Here is a 3,667-nt window from a genome sequence, read left to right as displayed (position 1 = left end):
CCGGCCGTCCCGGAGACGTCGTCGTCGGGGTGGACATCCGTCAACTCTGCGATCCGCTCCTGGAGTTCGCGTTCGGCGAGGCCGCCCGGCTCGGCTGCCGGGTGCGGGCCGTGCACGCCTGGACGCTGCCTCCGCTCGTACGGGAGGCGTCCGCGCTCATGGCCGCAGAACAGGACCTGACGCCCGGGGTGGAGCGGGGGCTCGCGGCGGTGCTCGCGCACTGGGAGCGGCAGTACCCGTCGGTGCCCGTCGTCGCGCTCGCGCCGGTCGGCCCGGCCGCCCCCGTGCTCGTACGGGCCGCCGCCGGGGCGGAGCTGGTGGTCGTGGGGCGCCGCAGCCGTCGTCCGACCCTCGGCGCGCACATCGGGCCCGTCACCCACGCGGTCGTCCACCACTGCGCGGCGCCGGTCGCCGTGGTCGCGCATCGGTGAGCGGGGCCTGCGAGCGCCACATCGCGCCCGCCTGACGGACAATCCTTGTAGGGGCCCGCGGGCCCGGCCGATCGCACAGGGGTCGTCATGAGCGAACAGTCCACGCCCGGCACACGCACCCGCGTCTTCCTCGTCGACGATCACGAGGTCGTCCGGCGCGGCCTGCACGACCTCATCGACGACGAGCCCGACATGGAAGTGGTCGGCGAGGCGGGCACCGCCGACCAGGCGCTGGCCAGAGGGCGCGCACTACGACCCGACGTGGCGGTGCTCGACGTACGCCTCCCCGACGGCGACGGCATCACCGTGTGCCGGGAACTGCGCTCATGGATGCCCGACCTCGCCTGCCTCATGCTGACCTCGTTCGACGACGAGGACGCCCTCCTCGACGCGATCATGGCGGGGGCCGCCGGGTACGTCCTGAAACAGATCAAGGGCTCCGACCTGGTCTCGGCCGTACGGACCGTGGGCACGGGCCAGTCGATGCTGGACCCGGCGACGACCGCACGCCTCATGCACTCCCTGCGCGGCCCCGAACCGGCCGCGCCGCCGGAGGACGAGCGGCTCGCGGGGCTCTCCGAGCGGGAGCGGGCCGTACTGGAGCTGATCGGCGAGGGGCTCACCAACCGCCAGATCGCCGAACGCCTCTACCTCTCCGAGAAGACCGTCAAGAACCACATCTCACGGCTCCTCGGCAAGCTGGGCGTGGAACGCCGCGTACAGGCGGCCGTCATCGCCGCACACGCGCGCGAGCACGACACGTGAGCAGCCCCTCCCAGCCCAGGCACGCGGACCGCCCGGCTCACGCCCTGCCCAGGCGCGGGGCGTGAGCCGGGCGGTCCGCGTCAGCCCCGGGCACGAGGCCTGAACCGGGCCTCCCCCGCCCGTCAGCCCGCCCCCCGGGACCGAGGTCGCGTCAGCTCTGCGCGGCGTGCAGGGGGACCCGCCACTCCAGGACCGTGCCGCCACCCGGACCCGGCCTGCTCAGCACGGACAGGGTGCCGCCGAGGCGTTCCGCGCGTTCGGTGAGGTTGCGCAGGCCGCTGCGCGGGCCGTCCGGGGCGATGCCGACGCCGTCGTCGCTCACCGTCACCGTCAGGACGCCCTCGTCGGCGACCACCGACACGTCGGCCCGGCGGGCCCCCGCGTGCCGGGCCACGTTGGTGAGGGCCTCGCCGATGACGGCGACGACCTCGTCGCCCACGTCGGCCGGCACCTCCGTGTCGAGCAGGCCCTCCATGCGCAGCGCGGGCGCGAACCCGAGGCTCTCCGCCGCCCCGTCGGCCGCCTTCACGATCCGGGTGCGGAGCTTCGGGGCGGCGCCGGGGGCCGTGTGCTCGCGCAGGCCGAAGATGGTCGAGCGGATGATCTTGATGGTGGTGTCCAGGTCGTCGATGGCCCTGGTCAGGCGGGCGACGGCCTCCGGGTGGTCGACGAAACGGCGGGCGCTCTGCAGGGTCATGCCGGTCGCGAACAGCCGCTGGATCGCGAGGTCGTGCAGGTCGCGGGCGATCCGATCGCGGTCCTCCAACTGGCTGACCTGCTCCGCGTCCCGGCGCCGCTCGGCGAGCTCAAGGGCCAGCGCGGCCTGGCTGGCGAAGCCCGGCAGCGCGAGGGTCTCTGCCCGAGTGAACTGTGCCCGGCCGCTGCGCCGACTGAGGATGAGCACGCCGCTCAGCCGCTCCTTGGTGCCGACGGTCACGGCAACCGCGGGCCCGAACCCCCGCCACCGCTCGGGCTGTACGGTGACCCGCTCGTCGCTCTCCACGTCCGCGACGTTGACCAGGCCGTCCTGGCTCAGTGCCACCGCGGCGAGGGTGCCCTCGCTGCTCGGCAGGACGACGCCGCGGTGCTTGTCGGCGCCGATGCCGTGGGCCGACGAGCCGCGCAGCTCGCCCTGGGGGCCGACCACGTAGAACACGCCTATGTCGGCGCCGACGATGTCGACGGCCCGCTCCAGCATCCCGTCCAGGACCTCGGCCTCGGAGGTGCCGGACAGGAGTGCGCTGGTGAGGTCGGAGCTGGCGCCCAGCCACTGCTGGCGCACCCGGCCCTCCTCGTAGAGGCGCGCGTTCTCCACGGCGATGCCGGCCGCCACGGCGAGGGTCGTCACGACGGCCTCGTCCTCGGCGTCGAAGGTGGCGCCGCCGCGCTTCTCGGTGAGGTAGAGGTTGCCGAACACCTCGTCGCGTACGCGGATGGGGACGCCGAGGAACGAGTGCATCGGCGGGTGGTGCTGCGGGAAGCCGTACGACGCCGGGTGCGCCGACAGCTCGGCCAGGCGCAGCGGCTGCGGGTTGCGGATCAGCTCGCCGAGGAGGCCGTGCCCGGAGGGCAGGTCGCCGATCTGCTCGCGGGCGTCGCCGCCGATGCCGACCGGCACGAACTCGGACAGCTTCTGGTCCTCGCCGATCACGCCGAGCGCGCCGTACTCGGCGTCGACGAGCGTCACGGCGGCCTCGACGATGCCGTGCAGCACCTGTTTCAGGTCGAGGGCGCGGCCTACGGACATCACGGCTTCGAGCAGTCCGTGGAGCCGGTCCCGCGTGCTCCGGACCTCGCCGATGCGGAGCTGGAGCTCGTCGAGCAGCTCGTCCAGCTTCAGCCGCGGCAGCCTCGCCTCGGCGGAGTCCGCGGCGTCCTGCCGGCCCATCCAAACCTCCGACGGCGTCGGGCGCTCGGGGCGCACCCGAAGAATCCGCCTTTCACGGTAGCCCCGAAGCGCCGGGGGGTCTTGTCGGGGAATGTCGGGGGTTGGGGGCGGGGCAAGCGCTGGGGGTTCTGGGCGGGAGCTGCGGCGGGGATTCTGGGCGGGCGGGCGCCGGGGCTCCGGGCAGCGCGGCGCCGGGGTCTGGTCGGGCGCGGCGCCGGGTTTGGTCGGGCGAGCGCCGGGAGGTCTGGCCGGGGGGCGGCGGGGGTTCCGGGCAAACAAGCGCCAGGGTCTGGTCGGTGACCGCCGACGTGTCCCGTCAGGCGAGCGCGGGCGTTGGGCGGGCGCGGCGGCCGTAGCCTCCCGGGCGGGCGAGCACCGGCCACTCCTGTCGGGCGGGCGAAGCTCCGGGGCTACGGGCGGGCACGGCGTCGGGGGTCCGGCCCGGGCACGGCGGCGAAGGTTCCGGCCGGGCGAAGCTCCGGGGGCTACGGGCGGGCACTGCGCCGGGGGTCCGGCCCGGGCACGGCCGCGGAGGTTCCGGTCTAGCGCGGCGGCGAGGGGTCTGGTCCGGCCTGCGTCGGGG

Annotated in this window: 3 protein-coding genes; 2 read left to right on the top strand and 1 reads right to left on the bottom strand. The window is 74.9% G+C overall.

The window, feature by feature from the left end:
* Positions 1 to 431: universal stress protein (locus ACIDOF_RS37455; protein WP_409010743.1), on the top strand; the 431-nt coding region annotated here is incomplete at its 5' end.
* Positions 432 to 518: 87 nt separating this feature from the next.
* Positions 519 to 1,196 carry a response regulator gene (locus tag ACIDOF_RS37450; protein ID WP_409010742.1) on the top strand — a complete coding sequence of 226 codons (678 nt, stop codon included), beginning with the start codon at positions 519 to 521 and terminating at the stop codon, positions 1,194 to 1,196.
* Positions 1,197 to 1,347: 151 nt separating this feature from the next.
* On the opposite strand, the gene ACIDOF_RS37445 is transcribed toward ACIDOF_RS37450, so the two are convergent.
* Positions 1,348 to 3,084, bottom strand: a complete 1,737-nt coding sequence (locus ACIDOF_RS37445; RefSeq protein ID WP_409010741.1) for a GAF domain-containing protein — start codon at positions 3,082 to 3,084, stop codon at positions 1,348 to 1,350.
* Positions 3,085 to 3,667 lie beyond the last annotated feature (583 nt).

This window comes from Streptomyces sp. Da 82-17 (assembly GCF_046098215.1).
GTDB lineage: Bacteria > Actinomycetota > Actinomycetes > Streptomycetales > Streptomycetaceae > Streptomyces.
The sequence above is the reverse complement of the archived record's forward strand: the minus strand, read 5'-3'. Positions and strand labels throughout refer to the sequence as shown.